This is a genomic window from Pseudomonas sp. 1, from assembly GCF_056626735.1.
This window is the reverse complement of the sequence record NZ_JBWXMQ010000019.1, coordinates 101356-120646: the sequence shown is the minus strand read 5'-3', so window position 1 is coordinate 120646 and position 19291 is coordinate 101356. Positions and strand designations below refer to the sequence as shown.

At 61.0% G+C, this 19291-nt stretch carries 23 protein-coding genes and 1 pseudogene; 17 read left to right on the top strand and 7 right to left on the bottom strand.

Annotated elements, in window-relative coordinates; translation table 11 throughout:
* Window positions 1-59: 59 nt before the first annotated feature.
* Entirely contained in the window at window positions 60-947 is an 888-nt protein-coding gene (gene rhtA, locus AC1MDC_RS24730; RefSeq protein ID WP_085704503.1) for a threonine/homoserine exporter RhtA, read from the top strand.
* A gap of 168 nt (window positions 948-1115) precedes the next feature.
* Complete coding sequence (locus tag AC1MDC_RS24725) at window positions 1116-1397, top strand: hypothetical protein (RefSeq protein ID WP_085700151.1); 282 nt, start codon at window positions 1116-1118, stop codon at window positions 1395-1397.
* Window positions 1398-1404: 7 nt separating this feature from the next.
* Here AC1MDC_RS24725 and AC1MDC_RS24720 read toward each other — a convergent pair whose 3' ends face one another.
* The gene (locus tag AC1MDC_RS24720; RefSeq protein WP_085700150.1) at window positions 1405-1974 is read right to left on the bottom strand and encodes a TetR/AcrR family transcriptional regulator; all 570 of its coding nucleotides are present in this window, start codon (window positions 1972-1974) and stop codon (window positions 1405-1407) included.
* A 92-nt stretch (window positions 1975-2066) separates the two neighbouring features.
* Between AC1MDC_RS24720 and AC1MDC_RS24715 the strand changes: the two genes are divergently transcribed.
* Complete coding sequence (locus AC1MDC_RS24715; RefSeq protein WP_480393865.1) at window positions 2067-2795, top strand: SDR family oxidoreductase; 729 nt, start codon at window positions 2067-2069, stop codon at window positions 2793-2795.
* 37 nt (window positions 2796-2832) lie between these two features.
* Window positions 2833-3423 carry a 2-hydroxychromene-2-carboxylate isomerase gene (locus AC1MDC_RS24710; protein ID WP_480393864.1) on the top strand — a complete coding sequence of 197 codons (591 nt, stop codon included), beginning with the start codon at window positions 2833-2835 and terminating at the stop codon, window positions 3421-3423.
* On the opposite strand, the gene AC1MDC_RS24705 is transcribed toward AC1MDC_RS24710, so the two are convergent.
* Entirely contained in the window at window positions 3420-4418 is a 999-nt protein-coding gene (locus tag AC1MDC_RS24705; protein WP_085700147.1) for a zinc-dependent alcohol dehydrogenase family protein, read from the bottom strand. The genes AC1MDC_RS24710 and AC1MDC_RS24705 overlap by 4 nt on opposite strands.
* Before the next feature lie 112 nt (window positions 4419-4530).
* On the opposite strand from AC1MDC_RS24705, the gene AC1MDC_RS24700 reads away from it, so the two are divergent.
* On the top strand, window positions 4531-5439 hold the full coding sequence (locus AC1MDC_RS24700; RefSeq protein ID WP_480393863.1) for a LysR family transcriptional regulator: 909 nt from the start codon (window positions 4531-4533) through the stop codon (window positions 5437-5439).
* Here the strand turns inward: AC1MDC_RS24700 and AC1MDC_RS24695 are convergent.
* The 4 genes from AC1MDC_RS24695 to AC1MDC_RS24680 all read right to left on the bottom strand — a co-directional run bounded on the left by AC1MDC_RS24695 (window position 5432) and on the right by AC1MDC_RS24680 (window position 9657).
* Entirely contained in the window at window positions 5432-7240 is a 1809-nt protein-coding gene (locus tag AC1MDC_RS24695; RefSeq protein WP_480393862.1) for an aminopeptidase P family protein, read from the bottom strand. The two genes, AC1MDC_RS24700 and AC1MDC_RS24695, sit on opposite strands and share 8 nt — an antisense overlap.
* A 57-nt stretch (window positions 7241-7297) precedes the next feature.
* On the bottom strand, window positions 7298-8464 hold the full coding sequence (locus AC1MDC_RS24690) for an aminotransferase class V-fold PLP-dependent enzyme (RefSeq protein ID WP_480393861.1): 1167 nt from the start codon (window positions 8462-8464) through the stop codon (window positions 7298-7300).
* A 206-nt stretch (window positions 8465-8670) separates the two neighbouring features.
* Entirely contained in the window at window positions 8671-9285 is a 615-nt protein-coding gene (locus tag AC1MDC_RS24685; RefSeq protein ID WP_085700143.1) for a LysE family translocator, read from the bottom strand.
* Window positions 9286-9387: 102 nt separating this feature from the next.
* Window positions 9388-9657 (bottom strand): hypothetical protein, encoded by a 270-nt coding sequence (locus AC1MDC_RS24680; RefSeq protein ID WP_085700142.1) that lies wholly within the window; start codon window positions 9655-9657, stop codon window positions 9388-9390.
* A 125-nt stretch (window positions 9658-9782) separates the two neighbouring features.
* On the opposite strand from AC1MDC_RS24680, the pseudogene AC1MDC_RS24675 reads away from it, so the two are divergent.
* Window positions 9783-9867, top strand: a pseudogene (locus tag AC1MDC_RS24675) (hypothetical protein); the annotation flags it as partial.
* Between the two features lie 103 nt (window positions 9868-9970).
* On the opposite strand, the gene AC1MDC_RS24670 reads toward AC1MDC_RS24675, so the two are convergent.
* A complete protein-coding gene (locus AC1MDC_RS24670) occupies window positions 9971-10336 on the bottom strand; it encodes an antibiotic biosynthesis monooxygenase family protein (RefSeq protein WP_085700141.1) in 366 nt (121 codons plus the stop codon).
* Window positions 10337-10426: 90 nt separating this feature from the next.
* Between AC1MDC_RS24670 and soxR the strand changes: the two genes are divergently transcribed.
* The 11 genes from soxR to AC1MDC_RS24615 all read left to right on the top strand — a co-directional run bounded on the left by soxR (window position 10427) and on the right by AC1MDC_RS24615 (window position 19075).
* Window positions 10427-10885, top strand: coding sequence for a redox-sensitive transcriptional activator SoxR (gene soxR, locus AC1MDC_RS24665; RefSeq protein WP_480393860.1), 459 nt, complete (start codon window positions 10427-10429; stop codon window positions 10883-10885).
* Between the two features lie 235 nt (window positions 10886-11120).
* Complete coding sequence (locus AC1MDC_RS24660) at window positions 11121-11579, top strand: VOC family protein (protein ID WP_085700139.1); 459 nt, start codon at window positions 11121-11123, stop codon at window positions 11577-11579.
* A 144-nt stretch (window positions 11580-11723) separates the two neighbouring features.
* Window positions 11724-12599, top strand: a complete 876-nt coding sequence (locus AC1MDC_RS24655) for an alpha/beta fold hydrolase (protein WP_480393859.1) — start codon at window positions 11724-11726, stop codon at window positions 12597-12599.
* A gap of 254 nt (window positions 12600-12853) precedes the next feature.
* Window positions 12854-14053, top strand: a complete 1200-nt coding sequence (locus AC1MDC_RS24650; protein ID WP_480393858.1) for a PepSY-associated TM helix domain-containing protein — start codon at window positions 12854-12856, stop codon at window positions 14051-14053.
* Window positions 14050-14592 carry a thiamine pyrophosphate-binding protein gene (locus AC1MDC_RS24645; RefSeq protein WP_480393857.1) on the top strand — a complete coding sequence of 181 codons (543 nt, stop codon included), beginning with the start codon at window positions 14050-14052 and terminating at the stop codon, window positions 14590-14592. The genes AC1MDC_RS24650 and AC1MDC_RS24645 overlap by 4 nt, the downstream gene beginning before the upstream one ends.
* Complete coding sequence (locus AC1MDC_RS24640) at window positions 14589-14921, top strand: hypothetical protein (RefSeq protein ID WP_085700135.1); 333 nt, start codon at window positions 14589-14591, stop codon at window positions 14919-14921. Before AC1MDC_RS24645 ends, AC1MDC_RS24640 begins: the two co-directional genes overlap by 4 nt.
* Window positions 14918-15484, top strand: coding sequence for a DUF6162 family protein (locus AC1MDC_RS24635; RefSeq protein ID WP_480393856.1), 567 nt, complete (start codon window positions 14918-14920; stop codon window positions 15482-15484). The genes AC1MDC_RS24640 and AC1MDC_RS24635 overlap by 4 nt, the downstream gene beginning before the upstream one ends.
* A gap of 35 nt (window positions 15485-15519) precedes the next feature.
* Window positions 15520-16449 (top strand): metal ABC transporter substrate-binding protein, encoded by a 930-nt coding sequence (locus AC1MDC_RS24630; RefSeq protein WP_480393855.1) that lies wholly within the window; start codon window positions 15520-15522, stop codon window positions 16447-16449.
* The gene (locus tag AC1MDC_RS24625) at window positions 16446-17276 is read left to right on the top strand and encodes a metal ABC transporter ATP-binding protein (RefSeq protein ID WP_480393854.1); all 831 of its coding nucleotides are present in this window, start codon (window positions 16446-16448) and stop codon (window positions 17274-17276) included. The genes AC1MDC_RS24630 and AC1MDC_RS24625 overlap by 4 nt, the downstream gene beginning before the upstream one ends.
* Window positions 17276-18175 carry a metal ABC transporter permease gene (locus tag AC1MDC_RS24620; RefSeq protein ID WP_085704481.1) on the top strand — a complete coding sequence of 300 codons (900 nt, stop codon included), beginning with the start codon at window positions 17276-17278 and terminating at the stop codon, window positions 18173-18175. Before AC1MDC_RS24625 ends, AC1MDC_RS24620 begins: the two co-directional genes overlap by 1 nt.
* Complete coding sequence (locus AC1MDC_RS24615; protein ID WP_480393853.1) at window positions 18176-19075, top strand: metal ABC transporter substrate-binding protein; 900 nt, start codon at window positions 18176-18178, stop codon at window positions 19073-19075. It abuts the gene before it with no gap.
* Window positions 19076-19291 lie beyond the last annotated feature (216 nt).

Below are 19291 nucleotides of genomic sequence, written 5' to 3'. Positions count from 1 at the left end.
AGCGAGTGCGCACTATATTGCCCAATACACCAGCTACCTTCTCGGATGATGCCTCGCAAATGAACGACCAACCCCGCAGCCTTGCCTCAACCCTGTTCCCGGTTGGCCTTCTATTAATAGCCATGGCATCAATCCAGTCCGGCGCCTCGCTGGCCAAAAGCATGTTCCCCATCGTTGGCGCTCAAGGCACGACAACTCTGCGCCTGATCTTCGCCAGCATCATCATGCTGTTACTGCTCAAACCCTGGAGAGCGAAGCTGACGGCAAAGTCGCTACGCACAGTGATTGTCTACGGGATGGCCCTAGGCGGCATGAACTTCCTGTTCTATATGTCATTGCGCACTGTTCCGCTCGGCATCGCCGTCGCCCTGGAGTTCACTGGCCCGCTGGCAGTCGCCATCTATGCCTCACGTCGCGCGATCGATTTTCTTTGGATAGTTCTGGCGGCCATCGGATTGCTGTTACTGATACCGACCGGCGCCACCGAAGCGGGTATCGATCTGATCGGTGCAGGCTATGCGCTGGGAGCCGGCGTTTGCTGGGCACTGTACATTCTGTTCGGTCAAAAGGCCGGCGCAGATAACGGCGTGACTACTGCGGCGCTTGGCGTGATGATCGCAGCCCTGTTCGTCGCCCCCATCGGCATCGTCCATGCCGGAAGCGCACTGCTGACACCCGCATTGATCCCGATCGCGATCGGGGTCGCGATCTTGTCCACAGCCCTTCCCTACACACTGGAAATGATCGCTCTCACCCGCATGCCCGCCCGCACCTTCGGCACGCTTATGAGCATCGAACCGGCCTTTGGCGCACTGTCGGGCCTGCTATTCCTTCAGGAATACCTTTCTTTGTCACAATGGATGGCGATCCTGTGCATTATTCTGGCCTCCGTCGGTGCGACCATGACTATGGGCAGCACTGCCAAACCCGCGATCGCGGCAGATTGAAACGGGATTGAACGAAGATCTGGCATTTGGCGCTCATTTAGGCCATGTTTAGCCTCGCAACCCAATGCCAGACATGGATTTTTTCGGATAGGGACATCAGAACGCTTCAAGCGAGAGCGCATACAGGCAGACCCGAGCGCCAGACTCGAGGCCGCCATAAGGACGGTAATGAAACGAATTTTGATACTGATCGCCATACTCGCCATTGCAGGCTGTGCGGCGACGTCGAAAACCCAGGTCAAGCATGGCAAGAAGGGGCTGCACATCAACTGTTCGGGGCTATCCTCCTCTTGGGACAAGTGCTACACCAGCGCCGCAAACTCTTGTGCACCGAAAGGCTATAAGGTCATCGCAAAATCAGGTGATGCCGTGGAGGAGCCGGGTGATTACCCCTTCGGCCTCAATCCTGCCGGTTACACCAGCCGCAGCATGATCGTCATCTGCAAATAGGCCGCCACTATTGCGCTCGCGTAGCGGCGAGCTGGTTCCCGATCTCTTCATGACAGGAACTCAGCACCCGCTGCTGAATTTTTGGCGACGCCAGCATACGCGCCACCACCAGCGCCCCGACACATTGCGACAGAATCGCCCAGGCCAGGCTGTCGCTTTCCAGAATCTGCGCCCAACTTTCCTGAAGCTTACAAATCCACAGTTCGGCCTGTTCTCGCACAACAACATCCGACCGCGCAATCTCGGCGCCCAGTGCAGGCAATGCGCAGCCCAGCTCAGGTTGCTCGACATGAGCCATGTTCAGATACAGTTTCAGGCATCGCTCCAGCCGTTCCCGATCTTGCGGACCCTGCCCGCCCAAGCGCTCCAGACTCTGGCACAACTCGCGCTCGACGATAGCCGCAAACAACGCGTCCTTGGACGAGAAGTGGCTGTAGAACGCCGCTCCACTCAGGCCGATCGCCTTCATCAGTCCATCGACACCCATTGATGAGAACCCGTTTCTTTTCGCAGAAAGCGAACTGCTTTGCAGGAGTTTCTCTTTCGTTTCCAGCTTGTGACCGGCGGAGTACCGCATGTATTTGTCCCCACAATTGAGTGCCTTGACGCTCAGCGGATCCTAGCATAACGTTCGTTCACTTAACGATCGTTTACTAAAGGGATCCACCCATGAATAACAAGAAGGTCGTATTGGTTGTCGGTGCAGGTGATGCCACAGGTGGCGCCATCGCCAAGCGCTTCGCCAAGGAAGGTTTCATCGCTTGCGTCACGCGCCGCAGCGCCGACAAATTGCAGCCGTTGGTGGAAGCCATTCAGGCGGACGGCGGGGAAGCCCACGGGTTTGCCTGCGATGCACGTAAGGAAGAAGACGTGATAGCGCTGATCGAAGATATCGAAACCCGCCTGGGCCCGATTGAAGCATTCGTTTTCAACATTGGTGCCAACGTTCCTTGCAGCATCCTCGAAGAAACCGCCCGCAAGTATTTCAAGATCTGGGAAATGGCCTGTTTTTCCGGATTCCTCAATGCCCGCGAAGTCGCCAAACGGATGGTGACCCGTAACCGTGGCACCATCCTGTTCACCGGCGCGACTGCAGGATTGCGCGGTGCCTCAGGCTTTGCCGCATTCGCCGGGGCCAAGCACGGTATTCGGGCTCTGGCACAGAGCATGGCCAGGGAGCTTGGCCCGATGAACATCCACGTCGCCCATGTCGTGGTCGACGGCGCCATCGATACCGACTTCATCCGCGACAACTTCCCCGACAAATACGCCACCAAGGATCAGGACGGTATTCTCAATCCCGACCATATCGCCGAGAACTATTGGTATCTGCATAGCCAACCCCGGGACGCCTGGACGTTCGAACTGGATCTGCGTCCATGGAATGAGCGCTGGTAATTCCCCTCCCCGATAACAAAAACAGAGTGCAGCGAACATGAGCAAAACCGTGGAGTTTTATTTCGATCTCGGCAGCCCCGCCACCTACCTGGCCTATACCCAGCTACCAAGGATCTGCGCCGAAACCGGCGCTCAACTGATCTACATTCCGATGTTGCTGGGCGGCGTCTTCAAGGCCACCGGCAACGCATCGCCGGCAATGATCCCGGCCAAGGGTCGTTACATGTTTCAGGACCTGGACCGCTACGCCAAACGCTACGGCGTGCCCCTGAAATTCAACCCGCATTTCCCGATCAATACCCTGATGTTGATGCGCGCGGTCACCGGTATTCAACTGCGTCATCCCGATCGCTTCCAGGCATTCATCGATTGCCTGTTTAAAGCGCTGTGGGTTGAAGGCCGTCCTCTCAATGAACCGGCAACCGTTGCCGCCGTGCTGACCGAACATGGCTTCCATCCTGAAGAGGTACTGGCATTGACCAATGATGAAGCAGTCAAGGCTGCACTCAAGGACAATACCGAAACCGCCGTGAAGCGTGGCGTCTTCGGTGCGCCGAGCATGTTCATCGACAACCAGTTGTTCTTCGGTCAGGACCGGCTCGACTTCGTGGCGCAAGCCCTTCGCTAAATCTCCACCACCAGACGCCCCTGAGCTGCCTTCGTTGCCAGCAGCTCATGGGCTTCCCCGGCAGTTTCCAGCGTAAACCGACGCGGATCGAGCAACGGGCGCAATTGGCCGGACTCAATCAAGGCAGCAGCCTGTCGCAGGATCTCGCCATGATGCTCACAGCCTCGGCCGGTCAGTAACGGCAGCAAGGTGAACACTCCCGAATACGTCGCCCCACGAAACGACAACGGCGCCAGACTGTGCTGCCCCCAACCGAGACAGCTCAGCACATGCCCGCTATAGATCCGTGCTGCTTTGAAGGATGCGTCCAGCGTCTCGCCGCCGACCGTGTCATAGACAATATCGAACCCTTCCCCCGCCGTGAACCTGGCGACATAGTCCTCCACCGAGTTCTCTCGATGATCAATGAACGTCGCACCGTAGCCCTCGATGATCGAGCGTTGTCCCGCAGAACCCGTGGCATAGACTTCAGCACCGAATGCACGAGCCAGTTGAATGGCCACATGCCCGACACCGCCCGCACCACCGTGAATCAACACGTTGTGCCCCGCCCCCACCCGAGCCCGATCCACCAGACCTTCCCAAGCGGTGATCAGTATCAATGGCAAGCTTGCGGCCTCACGTGAGCTGAGGTTCAAAGGCTTACGCGCCAGCAGTCGTGCGTCCACCACTGCAAACTCGGCCAACGATCCTTGCGCGCCGCCAATGCCCGTGGCTAACGCATACACCTCATCGCCCGGCGCCCATCCCTGCACGCCCTCACCCACTGCTTCGATCACACCAGCCAGATCCAGTCCCAACACTGCCGGCAACGGTTGCCGGGCATGGGCGGCCTGCCCCGCACGAATTTTCAGATCGAGCGGATTCACACCGCTGGCCTTGATCCGCACCAGTACCTGTCCAGCCCCAGCCACAGGCCGTTCCAGGGAAACCAAGCGTAACGGCCCATTGGCCTGGTCCACCATCAGGGCTTTCATGTTCAGTGAGTCAGTCATTTCGGTCATTCCTGTCGGAGAAAGTGAAACCATGTTCCCGCAACAGGCCTATGCCGATAAGAAGCCAAATGACTATAGTAAGCATGCCGAATTGGCATGAATGAGGCGCTTTATGGACAAGCTAAACGCAATGGCCATCTTCGTCCGGGTAGTCGAACGCGGCAGTTTCTCTGCCGTTGCCCGGGAACTGCACACCACCCAGCCGACTATCAGCAAAGTCCTGCGCGCCCTTGAAAATCAATTGGGCGGCAAGCTGATTGCCCGTAGTACGCGCAAGTTGTCACTGACCGATGAAGGTCAGCGGTACTACAACGAATGTCGAAATATCCTCGCAGCCGTGGATGCCGCCGAGCAGCGTTTCCAGTCCGGCAGGGAAACCGTGGCCGGTTCTCTACGAATCGGCTCATCCGTCAGTTTCGGCCGTTTGCAGATTGCCTCGCGACTGGCGGATTTTCTGCAACGCTATCCTCAGGTGCAGGTCGACCTGCAACTCAGCGATCAGAATCTGGATCTGGTCAGTGAAGGCCTGGACGTCAGCCTGCGCATCGGCGATTTGAACGACAGCGGCATGATCGCCCGACGCATCGGCACCACCCACCGGCTCACAGTGGCGACGCCCGATTACCTGCGACGCCAAGGTCACCCACAATCACCTCAGGATCTCGCGCAGCACAACTGCCTGCAATTCAACCTGCTCAGCACTCAGAACCTGTGGACCTACGAGAAGGATGGCCAACATCACGACGTACGTATCCAGGGCAATGCCCAGAGCAACAACTCCGAAGCGATCCGCGAAATGGTCTTGGGAGGACTGGGGATTTCGCTGTCACCGGTCTGGCTGTTCAGCGAGGATTTGAAGGCCGGTCGGGTGATCGCCCTGTTGCAGGACTACCAGACCCGATCATTGCCGATAAACGCCGTCTCCCCGGTGAACCGTCGCCAGTCCGCCAGGGTCAACGCGTTTGTCGACTTCATGACCCGGGCGCTGGCTGCAGCGCCCGAGCTTCAACCGATCAGATAGCGGCAGTACGCGTGTTCAACCACTCCAGTGCCGCGCCATCAAGCAGCGGGCTCAGACGCTCGCGCACTTCGGCGTGATAGGCGTTGAACCACTGTTTTTCTTCCTGCGTCAGCAACGACGGTTCCAGGCAACGGGTATCGATCGGGCACAGGGTCAGGGTTTCAAACTTGAGGAACTCGCCGAATTCGCTGCTTCCCGCTTCAACGTTCATCGCCAGGTTCTCGATCCGCACACCCCAGCGGCCCGGACGATACGTGCCCGGTTCAATGGAGGTGATCATCCCCGGTTGCATGGCAGTCTGTGGTGCTGGCGCCGCCTGATAGGCAATCACCTGCGGACCTTCGTGAACGTTGAGGAAGTAACCCACGCCGTGGCCGGTGCCGTGGCCATAATCCACGTTCTCGGCCCAGATCGGCGCGCGGGCAATCGCATCCAGCAGCGGCGACAGAATGCCTTTAGGGAAATGGGCGCGGGACAACGCGATCACACCTTTCAGGACGCGGGTGCAGTCGCGTTTCTGCTCTTCGGTTGGCGTACCGACCGCCACCATCCGCGTGATGTCGGTAGTACCGCCCAGATATTGGCCACCGGAGTCAATCAGCAACAAGCCGTCACCCTCGATCACCGCGTGCTCTTCCGGGGTGGCGTGGTAATGCGGCATCGCACCATTGGCGTTGAATGCGGCAATTGTGTTGAAACTCAGCGACACATAATCCGGACGTCGCTCACGGGCTGCCGTGAGTTTTTCATCGATGGTCAGCTCGGTAATGCGCTCGCGCCCCCAGGCCGATTCCAGCCAGGTGAAAAACTCGCACAGCGCCGCGCCATCCTGCTCCATCGCCTGACGAATATGGGCGGCGTCTGCCAGGCTCTTCTGCGATTTGGCCAGTGTGGTCGGGTTCAGGCCTTCGACCAGTTTCACGCCACTGTCGAGGTTGTCCAGCAGACCGCTGGTCACCCGCGCCGGATCCACCAGCAGGCTCGCGCCACTCGGAATCGCACGCAGGGCATCAGCGATTTCGCTGTAGTCACGCACGGTCACGCCGTCTTTTTCCAGCACGGCACGCAACTCTGCATCGACCTTACTCAGTGCGACAAACAGCGTGGCCTGCTGCTGGCTGATCAGCGCGAAAGAAACGAATACCGGGTTGAACGACACATCGCCGCCGCGCAGGTTGAACAGCCAGGCGATGTCGTCGAGGGTGGCGATGAAATGCCAATCGGCGCCGCGCTCCTGCAGGGTTTCGCGCAGTTTGGCGAGTTTCTCGCCACGGCTGACTGTCGCCTGCGGTGGCAGGTGCTGGTAGATCGGCGCATTCGGCAGCGCCGGGCGATCACTCCAGACTTCTTTCAACAGGTCGATGTCGGTACGCAGACTGGCGCCCCGCGCTTCGAGCTTGCTGCCCAGCGTACGCGCCGACGCAACCGCCATCACCGCACCGTCAACCGCGACCACGCCACCTTCCGGCGTCTGTTCGGCGAGCCAGTCCAGCGGGCTCGGCTGACCCGGTTGCAGTTTCACCAGTTCGATGCCGCTGCCCTTGAGTTCCTTGGTCGCCTGTTCCCAGTAGCGACTGTCGGCCCAGACCCCGGCGAAATCGGGGGTGACGATCAATGTACCCACCGAGCCATGGAAACCCGACAACCATTGCCGGCCCTGCCAGTAACCCGGCAGGTATTCCGACAGGTGCGGGTCGGCGGACGGCACCAGCAACGCGTGGATTCCTTCGCGGCGCATCAGTTCACGGGTGTGCGCGAGGCGCTGGGGAACCGTTCCATCGGTCAAAGTCTGGGTACTCATCATGTCTCCTGCCAATCACTTCATCGTTATTGTTCGGTGCCGTTCCAGGACGGCGAGTTAAAGCCTTGTCGCCCAGAATGCCGGAGCACTGGCGCAGGCGGTCTTGATCAGTTCTACAGCCTTGTCGACGTCTTCGGCAGTGGTGAAACGGCCGAGGCTCAGGCGAATCGTGCGCCCCGCCAGATGCGCATCGTGCCCCAGTGCCAGCAAGACGTGGGACGGCGCGTTGCTCGCGGAATTGCAGGCCGAAGTCGCGGAAAACGCAATTGAATGACTCAGCGCCGCCGGGTTGAACTCGCCTTCGCTGAAGGTCAGGCTCAAGGTGTGCGGGATACGTTGAGTACTGCTGCCGTTGAGGCGCACGCCGGGCAGGCTCAACAGTTGTTCAAGCAGACGTTCGCGCAGCGCGACGATGGTTTTCTTCTCGTCATCAAAAGCTTCGGCAGCCAAGGCAAACGCCGAGCCCATGGCAGCAATCTGGTGAGTCGCCAACGTACCGGAACGCAAGCCTCCCTCGTGGCCACCACCGTGAATCTGCGCCTGCAAGCGCTGTTGCGCACGCGGGCCGACGTACAGCGCGCCGATGCCTTTGGGGCCGTAGAGCTTGTGCGCCGAAAACGACATCAGGTCCACCGGCCATTGCGCCAGATCGATCGCGACCTTGCCCGCGCCCTGAGCCGCATCGACGTGGAACAAGGCCCCGCGCCCACGCACCACTTCGCCGATGGCCGGGATGTCGTTGACGGTGCCGAGCTCGTTGTTGACCAGCATCAGCGATACCAGAAAGGTGTCATCGCGCATCGCTTCGCTGACTGCTTGCGGGGTGATCAGGCCTTCGGCGTCCGGCACCAGATAGGTCACGGCGACACCGGCGTCCTGCAATTGCCGGGCGGTATCGAGAATGGCTTTGTGTTCGATCTGACTGGTGATGATGTGCCCGCCGGACACACCACGGGCCTGGGCCACGCCTTTAAGGGCAAGGTTGTTGGATTCGGTAGCGCCGGAGGTCCAGACAATCTGCTGTGCCTGAGCGCCAACCAGTTCGGCGACTTGTCGCCGAGCGTTCTCGACCGTTTGTCGGGCTTGTTGGCCGAAGGCGTGGGAACTGGAGGCCGGGTTGCCGAAGTTACCGTTGAAGCCCAGACACTCGATCATCACCTGGATGACCCGCTCGTCCACCGGGGTGGTGGCGGCGTAATCGAAATACAGCGGACGTGTGTTCATAAAAAGACTCGCAGAGCGTGTTCCGGGATCAGGAAGCTCGTGTCTACAAACGGCACGGCGCAGCCTTGTGAGCTGCGTCCGGGTTCGAGAGCGCCATCAATACCTGATCGGATGCCGTTAAAGAAGAACAACTTCATTTAAAAGTGCGTAGGAACGCTCCTGAGCGCGACTTTAACAGGCATCGGGGCGGCGGTTGTAGCACTGCGTCAGCCAAAGCTTTCAAGGAGTAACGGATACAGCGAAATCACCAGCAACGCCGCCATGCCCCAGTTGAACACCCGCAGCCAGCGACGATCCTTGAGCACATTGCGCAGCAACGTTCCGCACGCCGCCCAGACGCCGACGCTCGGCAGGTTGATGATGGCAAACACCGCGGCAATCACGATCACATTGGTGAAGTAACCCTGCATCGGCGTGTACGTGCTGATGGCGCCGATGGCCATGATCCAGGCCTTGGGATTGACCCACTGAAAAGCCGCCGCGCCGAGATAGCTGATCGGTTTTGCTTCGCCCTGCTCGCTGTCGCCGACCGGACCGGAATGGGCGATTTTCCACGCCAGATACAACAAGTACGCCGCGCCAACGTAACGCAGAGCCGTATAAAGAAGAGGATAAGTCTGGAACACCGCGCCCAAACCAAAACCCACTGCTACCACCAGCACGAAGAAGCCGCAGGTAATGCCGAGCATATGGGGGATGGTGCGGTTAAAACCGAAGTTCACGCCCGATGCCAGCAACATGGTGTTGTTCGGCCCCGGCGTGATCGAGGTGACAAGGGCAAACAGGGCGAAGCCCAGCAGCAGGTCGAGCGAGAGGGTCATGGCAGGCAGTCCGTCAGGGGTCATTCAGGTGTTGACCCTATCCCACGGCGCCGCGCAAACCCACGGACAGTTGGGTAAAACTTCGAGCAGTACAGTTGCGAATCAGCTAGGACGACCGTGCAGCTGTACGGCCCGCTCGGCGCTCATTTCACCCTTGTTGTCGAAACCGAATGTCTTCTGCGGCTGGCCGAGCAATTCGGCTTTTTTCGCGTGGTATTCCTCGAAGGACAAACCCCGACGGTTCAAGGTTTCGAGGGCCAGTTCCCGGGTTTCTTCCGCAGTGTAAGGCCGCAATTCCGGGGAAACGTGGCTCGCGCAACCGGCGAGAACAGAGACAGCGAGCATCAGCGAAACAGTCAGTAAACGATTCATGGGAGTGTCCTGGCGAGCGGTGTGTGTCGATGGAGAAAGGCTACGCCCGGGCACGCTTTGGCAGAAATCAACGCTCTCAATAGTGGCTATCGGAATTTGGGCAGGGTTGACCTTCATATTCTCGTGACGGCAGTTTCCTCGGCCACAGCGCGCTACGAAGTCACCGACGAATTCCTTAAGATCTGGCGCCGCGTGTTGCAAGGCGGAGCCGCAACGTGACCTGCACGCGGCTGATCAAGATCGGCGAGTTGGCGGTGAACAAATAGCGCCCTGCGGCCAACCCGCAAGGCGAGCGCCTTATCCAGCTGCCGATCTAGCCGACCAGTTGGCAGTGCAAGCCATCGTCGTGACTGCGGGCGATGCTGCTCAGTACCTGGAATGAGCCGAAGGTCACGGTGCGCGCCTGATGAGTACGGATCAGTTGCCAGAAGTCCTGCTCGCCGGTCTCGAAACTCTGGAACGCGGCCTCTCCCGCCTCGCGGGACTGCCATTGCAGAAAGCTCAACACTCGCCGGCCATCGTCGCTGGCCTGGACGCTGGCACTGACGAAGCCGGGGTAACGCTGGGCCAGGCGTTCGGTCTGCACCGCCAGCGCCGAGACCAGCGCCGGTTGCTGGCCGGGTTCGATTTCAAACTCGATCAATTGGGTAAAGCTGCGGTTTTTCGCTGGTGCCTGCATGACATCCCCACTCTGTCAGACGAATCTTGCGATTCGAAGGCGTGCAGGGTAAAACCTCGAGTTAACTAGAGATCAAGGGGCAATTTTCAAATGATCACTGCGGAAAATCTGCACAAGCAATTGACCGTCGGCGAAGTCGCGGCCCGCAGCGGCGTGGCGGTTACCGCCCTGCACTTTTATGAATCCAAGGGTTTGATCAAGAGCCAGCGCAATGCCGGCAACCAGCGCCGCTATCCTCGGGAGGTGCTGCGGCGGGTGGCGTTGATCAAGGTGGCGCAACGGCTGGGCATTCCACTGGCGGAAATCGGCGAGGCGCTGAAACAGTTGCCGGATAACCGCGCGCCGACGGCGGCGGACTGGAAAGTGTTGTCGGAGCAGTGGCGGCGGGAGTTGAACGAGCGGATCAATCAGTTGGTGCTGCTGCGTGATCGGCTGACCGGTTGCATCGGTTGCGGATGCCTGTCGATGGAGGCTTGCCCGCTGCGCAATCAGGGCGATGTGCTGGGCGAACAGGGGCCGGGAGCGCACTTTCTCGACGTTCCAAAGTGAAGGTTCCCACGCCACGGGCTTCGGCTTCCCGCGCGTAGTCAGCGAACAGGAACGCCAGCGCCAGCGGCGATTTTTGTGGTCGGCATTTGGGCTCCGTTCCGGCGTTGCGGGCTGCTCGTCGGCTGCCCGGTCACGGCGGCGGCACGGATCTATAGTTGAGCGACCGGCAACCCCGGCGAAGGCACACCTTCAACCTCTAATAAAAACCAGGCAACAAATAACAGGGAGCACCGCCATGAGCGTCAAACCCATTCCCGAGGGGTACCACAGCATTACCCCGTACCTCGGCATTCACAAAGCTGCCGAAGCCATCGACTTCTATAAAAAAGCGTTCGGTGCCACCGAAGTGATGCGCCTGAGCATGCCCGACGGCGGCATCGGCCACGCCGAACTGCGCATCGGCGACAGCGCGATCATGCTCGGTTCGCCATGCGATCAAGGACCGCTGAGCAATCCGGACACAGCGGTGTCGGTCGGTTTGCATCTGTACGTGACCGATGTCGACAAATCCTTCCAGCGCGCGCTGGATGCCGGCGCGACCTCGGTGTCCGAGGTCAAGGATCAGTTCTACGGCGACCGCAGCGGGACATTGAAAGATCCGTACGGGCATCTGTGGTTCCTGGCCACGCGCAAGGAGGACCTGACGCAGGCGCAGATCGAGCAGCGGGCAAAGGAAATGTTCCAGCAGGGTTAGCAACGCCGAGTGTCCATTCCCGCGCAGCGCGCGGGGATCGGCAAACACGATTCATGAACCGTCGAACCACGCTTCACGTCTTGTCATGAACGCCCGGCGATTTCAGGATGCAGGCCACTCGCCTGAATAAAGGATCACATCCAGATGTTTGCCGGATTCGTCAAAGACCAGCGCCTCGTCAACGGCGTGGACATCAGCTACCGCATCAAAGGCAGCGGCCCGGGTCTGCTGCTGTTGCACGGACACCCGCAGACCCACGTCATCTGGCACAAGATCGCCGAGCAACTGGCCGAACATTTCACCGTGGTCGCTGCAGACCTGCGCGGTTATGGCGACAGCAGTCGCCCGCCGGCCGATGAGGCTCACCTCAATTACTCCAAGCGCGAGATGGCCAGCGACGGCGTGCAATTGATGAAAGCGTTGGGTTTCGAGCATTTCTCGATCCTTGCCCACGACCGTGGCGCCCGGGTCGCCCATCGCCTGGCTCTCGATCATCCCGAGGTTGTGCAGCGCATGATCCTGCTCGACATCGCCCCCACGCTGGCGATGTACGCCCAGACCAACGAAGCCTTTGCCCGGGCCTACTGGCACTGGTTCTTCCTGATCCGTCCGACGCCGCTGCCGGAAACCCTGATCGAAGCCGATCCCGAAGGTTACCTGCGCAGTGTCATGGGCAGCCGCAGCGCCGGGCTGGCACCCTTTACCGATGAGGCGTTCAGCGAATATCGGCGTTGCCTGGAACGTCCCGGCAGCGCTCGCGGAATTTGTGAAGATTATCGGGCCAGTGCCGGCATCGACCTGGAACATGATCGCGCCGACCTCGCGGCCGGTCGTCACTTGAACCTGCCATTGCTGGTGCTGTGGGGCGCCGAGGGCACCGTCGGTCGGTGCTTCGATCCGCTCAGGGAATGGGAACAGGTGGCCACCAACGTACGGGGCAAGGCCCTGCCTGCCGGGCATTACCTCGCCGAAGAAGTCCCTGAGCTGTTGCTCGTCGAAGCGCTCGATTTTCTCTGCTGATTTCCCTCCTCCAATCCGGCGGCATGCGCTGCCGGACTGCTTAGCCCTCCTCCTCGCAAATCCGCCCCGCGCAGCCGCCACCTGCAATCGCGAAACATTTACTTTCATATCGCTTATCGGGATTTGCTTCGGTCATCCGTCTTATAGAAATGCGGGCCGGTCGCGTAGGCAAAAGCCACGACCGGCCCTTCAGGGACTGCCGCGCTGCGAAGCCCGTAGCGTCAAGTCCTCTCACTGAATCAAGACCCGTCATCATGTCGAAGAAATCCCGCTCGAAACTGTGGTTCCTGGTACACAGCTGGCTGGCATTGCCGATCTGGTTTTTCGTTCTGATCGTCTGCGTCACCGGCACGCTGGCGGTGGTCAGCCAGGAGATCGTCTGGCTGGCCAACCCGCAAATGCGCGCCAGTGCACCGTCGGATGATGCACCGCGCCTGAGTTACGACCAGATCCTCGCCGAAATCAAAAAAGCCGAACCGCAGACGGTGGTGCAAAGCATCAACCGCCCGGACGAATCGCACTTTGCCCTCGACGTCGACGTCAGCTACCCCGACGGGCGTTCCTTGACGGTCTACGTCAATCCGTACACCGGCGTGATCCAGGGCACAGCGCCGAGCTTCAACTTCAAGGCGTTCACCCGCGCACTGCATGGCTGGTGGCTGGTGCCGTTCACCAACGGTTTCAGCTGGGGCTGGTATCTGGTGTCGTTCCTCGGCCTGCCGATGCTGGCGTCGCTGGTGACCGGACTGGTGGTGTACAAGCGTTTCTGGAAAGGTTTCTTCCGCCCGACCTTACGCATTCGCCACGGTGCGCGGATTTTCTGGGGCGACTTCCACCGCCTCAGCGGCATCTGGTCGATCTGGTTCATCGCGGTGATTTCGATCACCGGCACCTGGTTCCTGATCCAGGCGCTGCTGTTTGACAACCAGATTTCCATCTCCAGCGAGCCGATCATTCCGGCCATGTCTCGCGAAGCCGTGCCGCAGTCCAGCGATGGTTTGCCCTCGCCGCGTATCAGCCTGGACCGCGCCATCGAAATCGCCCAGACAAAAATCCCCGGCTTCGAAGCCAGCTTCATCAGCCTGCCGGGCAATGCCTACGCGCACCTGGATATCGGCGGGCGCGGCTGGTATCCGCTGATGTACCAGACCGCCACGCTCAACCCGTACAGCGGTGACGTGGCGGCTTCGCGGCTGTTGTCCGATCGCACGTCGCTGGAGTTCGTCACCGAATCCATGCGCCCGCTGCACACCGGTGACTTCGGCGGTCTGTGGGTCAAGCTGATCTGGTTCTTCTTCGGCCTGCTGCTGAGCATGATGGTCCTCAGCGGGTTGTTGATCTGGACCAAGCGCACCGCGCTGGCCACGGCCAACGCCCTCAAGCGCGAGCACAAGAAACAGCGCGTACAGGCACAACCCGCCCTGCGCCGTGAAACGTCGGAGGCCAACCTGTGAGCAAGTCCACTCCTGTGGCTCAGCTTTCACGGCTGAGCGTGATCTGGCACAAATGGCGCTTCCACATCAACGTGCTGTTGCTGTTGATCCCTTTGGGCTTCATGCCCAAATACTTCGCCGACGCCTCGCTGTTTCGCGGAGACAGCGGATTGGGTGAAAGGGAGATCGGCGAAATCCAGGTCGGTCCCTGGAGCCTGCGACTGGCCGAACTGCGCAATGAGGCACCGACCCTGAGCGGGCCGGCCGGCTACATGAAAGATTTCAACGCGGCCCTCTGCGATGCCTGTGTCGACCACGTCAAGGCGACGTACCTGCGCATCGGCAAACCTCGCAGCCTGCGCGCGGCCGGGGTGATTTTCTTCGGCACACCCTACCGCATGGGCACCCAGCTGCCGGTGCCGGAAAAGACCGCTGCCGACGCCGAACTGTGGATCACCATGGAAGGCTGGGACGGCAGCATGCATCAAGCCTCGATCCCGCTGAGCCAGGCCTCGCCTGCCACCCTCGCCTGGCTGAACAAACAAGGAGCCAAACCATGAGCCGTCCTTTCCGACTGAGCATCCGCACTGCACTGCTGGCGCTGTGCGCCGGTTTCAGCGCCAGTGCCCTGGCCCACAACCCGATGTGCGAGTGCAAGGCCATCGACGCCGAGCAGATCAAATGCACCGGCGGTTTCTCCGACGGCAGCGGCGCGCCGGGGGTGACCCTTGATGTGATCGGCTACGACGAAACCATCCTGGTGCCCGGCAAGCTCGGCGCCGATTCGACCCTGACCTTCAAGAAACCCGGCGCCGAGTTCTACGTGCTGTTCGACGCCGGCCCCGGCCATGTGGTCGAAATCGACCAAGCGGATATCGAAGCCCCATGAGCACACCGACCACCCAGGTTGTACGCCCGGCCGGTGCCGGGCACGAAACCCTCAACGTGCTGCTGATGTGCCTGCTGATCCTGGCGGTCGCCGGATCTGTAGTGGCATGGCGCGGCGTCTCCCACGAGCCCGAGCCGGTTTCCAGCCATCAGCTGGATGCCCGCCGCGACCTCGGCGCCAGCGAGCAAGGCATCTATGCCGACTTGCGGGTGACCCTCGACGAGATCCGCCTGCTGCTTGAAGAACAGCAAGCGCTGCCGACCCCGCAGGACCTTGCAGATGGAGGGTTCGCGCCATTCGCCCAGGATGCCAGCTCGGTCAGTCGTGGCGGTCATGCCTGGCAGTTGCTGGCCGACCGCGCCTACTTCGGCCACAGCCAGGCTCCGGCCGTGGCCGGGTCGTTTCTGATGCGCCTGAACGACGCCGCACCGGATATCTGGCTCAACCGCGCCACCGACCTGCAAGCGCCGACAGATCTGTCCGACGCAGCGCTGTCCGCTGCCGGCTGGAAACAGATCGTCGCGCAATTCGATGCCGGCGTGACCCGCGAACATCGTCATTGAACCCTCGCCTTCATTCGAGAGAAGACCGCTTGCCCATGCCTAGTTCATCTCAACGCCGCCCCTTCCTGCGCCTGCTGCTGATCGGTCTGTGCGCCTGCCTGCTGAGCCCGCTGGCCAGCGCCGATCAGGCCAAGCGCCTGCGCATCGGCATCACCCTGCATCCGTATTACAGCTATGTGGCGAACATCGTCGGCGACAAGGCCGAGGTCGTGCCGCTGATTCCCGCCGGCTTCAACCCGCACGCCTACGAGCCGCGTGCTGAAGACATCAAGCGCATCAGCGGGCTGGATGTGATCGTGCTCAACGGAGTCGGGCATGACGACTTCGCCGACCGCATGATCGCCGCCAGCGAAACGCCGAACATCAAGACCATCGAGGCCAACGAAAACGTGCCATTGCTGGCCGCCACCGGGGTTGCCGCGCGCGGTGCCGGCAAAGTGGTGAACCCGCACACGTTTCTGTCGATCAGTGCCTCGATTGCCCAGGTCAACAACATCGCCCGTGAACTGGGCAAGCTCGACCCGGACAACGCCAGGACCTACACCCAGAACGCCCGCGCCTACGGCAAGCGCTTACGGCAGATGCGCGCCGACGCTCTGGCCAAGCTGACCCAGGCACCGAACGCCGAATTGCGAGTGGCCACGGTGCACGCCGCTTATGACTACCTGCTGCGCGAGTTCGGTCTGGAAGTCACCGCCGTGGTCGAGCCGGCCCATGGCATTGAGCCGAGCCCGAGCCAGTTGAAGAAAACCATTGACCAACTGCGCGAGCTGGACGTGAAAGTGATCTTCTCCGAGATGGACTTCCCGTCTACCTACGTCGAAACCATCCAGCGCGAGTCCGGTTTGAAGCTGTACCCGCTGTCGCACATTTCCTACGGCGAATACACCGCCAACAAGTACGAAAAGGAAATGACCGGCAACCTCGACACCGTGGTTCGGGCGATTCAGGAGTCCGGCGCATGACTTCAAAAGAAATCGAACTCCCTGTGGGAGCGAGCTTGCTCGCGAAAGCGTCCATTCAGTCAACGTCGCCGTTGGATGAGAAACCGCATTCGCGAGCAAGCTCGCTCCCACGAGTATCAGGCCCGACTCTGGAATTCGCCGACGTCAGCCTGACCCTCGGCCGCACGACCATCCTCGACAAGGTCACCTTTCAAGTTCAGCCCGGCAGCGTGCATGCGCTGGTCGGCCCCAACGGCGGCGGCAAGAGTTCGCTGATCAAGACTCTGCTCGGGCAAATGCCCCATCAGGGCCGGCTCAGCCTGCAATGGCCCGGCGAGCCCGGCACCATCGGCTACGTGCCGCAGGCGCTGGAGTTTGATCGCGGCCTGCCGATGACCGTCGATGATTTCATGGCCGCCATGTGCCAGCGTCGCCCGGCGTTTCTCGGATTGAGCAAACGCTACGCCGGCGCCATCGGTGATGCACTGGAGCGGGTCGGCATGCAGGACAAGCGCAAGCGCCGGATGGGCGCGCTGTCCGGTGGCGAACGCCAGCGGGTGCTGCTCGCCCAGGGTCTGATTCCGGCGCCGCAATTGCTGGTGCTGGATGAACCGATGTCGGCCCTCGACGAAGCCGGGATCCAGGTGTTCGAGCGTTTGCTCGGCGACTGGCGCGCGACGGGCGTCACCGTGCTGTGGATCGAGCACGATCTGGAAGCGGTCGGGCGCCTGGCCAATCGCGTCACCGGCCTCAACCGCCGCGTGCTGTTCGACGCCACGCCACAACAGGCCCTGACCCCTGAGCGCCTGCTGACCCTGTTCTCGACCCATCCACGGAGCGCTGCCTGATGAGTTATGAAGCCTTTCGTTTGATGGTGCAGGGCTGGGCGTCGTCCGGTTACCTGCCGGAAGCCCTGGCCTACGGTTTTGTGGTCAACGCGCTGCTCGCCGGCCTGTTGATCGGCCCGGTGCTCGGCGGTCTCGGCACGCTGGTGGTGGTCAAGCGCTTCGCGTTTTTTTCCGAGGCGGTCGGCCACGCGGCGCTGACCGGCGTGGCCATCGGCATTCTGCTCGGCGAACCCTACACCGGGCCTTACGGCAGCCTGTTCGGCTATTGCCTGCTGTTCGGCATCCTGCTCAATTACCTGCGCAACCGTACCGGCCTGGCTCCGGACACATTGATCGGCGTGTTCCTGTCGGTGTCTTTGGCGCTGGGTGCCAGCCTGCTGCTGATCCTGGCGGGCAAGATCAACGTGCACATTCTGGAAAACGTATTGTTCGGCTCGGTGCTGACAGTCAACGGCAACGACCTGCTGGTGCTGGCGATTGTCGGTTCACTGGTGATGGCGCTGGCCCTGCCGTTGTACAACCGGATCATGCTTGCCAGCTTCAACCCGCAACTGGCGGCGGTGCGCGGTGTCGCGGTGAAAACCCTGGATTACCTGTTCGTGATCCTGGTGACGCTGATCACCGTCGCGGCAGTGAAAGTCATCGGCGCGATTCTGGTCGGCGCCCTGCTGGTGATTCCGGCAGCGGCCGCCCGCTTGCTCAGCCAGTCGCTCAAGGGTTTCTTCTGGTGTTCGGTGCTGATTGCCACGGTCAGCACGCTGTGCGGGATTCTCGCACCGATCGTGTTCGACCTGCCGATTCCGTCCGGCGCCGCGATCATTCTGGTCGCCGGTATCGCCTTCGCCATCGCTGCGATTGCCCGGGGCGTCGTCCCCAGTCTGAAAGGGAACCTTGGATAAATGGCTTTTTCATTGCGACAACTGACCCTGGCCATCGCCCTCAGCGGCGCAGTTTCGAGCCCTCTGCTGGCGGCCGAGAAACCGTTGCGGGTGCTGGCCTCGTTGCCCATCACTTATGGTCTGGGCGAAGTCCTGCTCAAGGGCACCGACATCAGCCTCGAACGCGCTGCGCCGGCCAATCTGCCGGGCAGCCGTCAGACCGCTTACTTCACCGGGCGCGGCGCCCCCGCGCTGAGCAAACTGGCCGCCGGCGCCGACGCCGTGATCGGCGTGCGCTCGCTGTGGGCCGATGATCCGCTGTACCCGATCGCCCGCCGCAGCAATATCCGCATCGTAGAAGTCGACGCGGCGCGCCCGGTGGACGGCGCCTTGCCCGGCATTGCCGTACAACCGGGGCTCAAGGTTGACGGCCTGAACAGCCAGCCGTGGCTGGCGAGCAACAACATGGGGCGCATGGCTGACGTGATGGCAGCGGATCTGGTGCGCCTGGCGCCGAAGGACAAACCGAAGATCGAGGCCAATCTGGCGGCGCTGAAACAGCGTCTGCTGAAACTCAGTGCCGACAGCGAGGCGCGTCTGGCCAGTGCCGATAACCTGAGTGTGATGAGCCTGAGCGACCACTTCGGTTATCTGATCGGCAGCCTGAATCTGGAACTGATCGGACAGGATGCGCGTCCGGATGCCGAATGGACGCCAGAAGATCTGAAAAAACTGACCGCCACACTGAAAGACAATGACGTAGCGGTGGTGCTGCACCATCGGCAGCCGTCGGACGCGGTGAAAGCGGCGATCGCCGAATCGGGCAGTCAGCTGCTGGTGCTGAGCACCGATGCGGCGGACCCGGTGGGGGAGCTGGAAGGGAATGTGGATGTGTTGCTCAAGGGCTTGAGCGGCGCGTAACGCCAGTCGCCCCCCGTTGATCGTTCCCACGTCGAGGCGTCGAATCGTCCGCGTGGGAATGCAGCCCGGGACGCTCCGCGTCCCTTCCGAAGCGGACGCAGAGCGTCCAATGAGACATTCCCACGCAGAGCGTGGGAACGATCATCAAGGCCGATCTTCCAGACATGAAAAAACCCGCTGACCGTTCTCGGTTCAGCGGGTTTCTTTTTGGCTGGA